Consider the following 562-nt stretch of genomic DNA (forward strand, 5'->3'; position numbering starts at 1 on the left):
TCGACCACTTTGCGCAATGCCTGTACATGGTGATTGTCTTCGTGAAGGAATTTCTCGTCAACATTGGCCACGTACATCATCGGCTTCATGGTGAGCAGGAACAGGTCGGCAACAGCCTTCTTCTCCTCTTCTGAAATATCCAGGCTACGGGCATTTTTACCCTGCTCAAGGTGAGCTTTGTATTGTCTAAGTACTTCCAGTTCAGCCTTCGCTTTTGCATCGCCAGCCTTCGCAGCACGCTCAATGCGGGCGACCTTTTTATCGACCGATTCGAGGTCCTTAAGCTGAAGCTCCATCTCGATAATCTCCTTGTCGGAAACAGGATCAACCGGGCCCGCGGAACGAACAATATTGATGTCATCGAAGCAGCGTACTACGTGAACAATCGCGTCTACTTCGCGGATGTTGGAAAGGAAACCATTTCCACGGCCATCGTTCTTGCTCGCGCCCTTCACAAGGCCGGCAATGTCAACGAATTCGATCGTGGTTGGAACAATGTTCTGTGGATTGACAATCTCCGTAAGGACTTCCAGACGTTTATCAGTAACATTGATGATGCCCA

The 562-nt window shown here is 49.6% G+C and carries 1 protein-coding gene; it reads right to left on the reverse strand.

Going from position 1 to position 562, the window contains the following annotated elements; all coding sequences use genetic code 11:
* Positions 1–562, reverse strand: a 562-nt coding sequence (locus JNK74_29795) for a 50S ribosome-binding GTPase (protein MBL7650363.1), incomplete at both ends; no start/stop codon positions are given.

This window comes from Candidatus Hydrogenedentota bacterium (assembly GCA_016791475.1).
Lineage (GTDB): Bacteria > Hydrogenedentota > Hydrogenedentia > Hydrogenedentales > JAEUWI01 > JAEUWI01.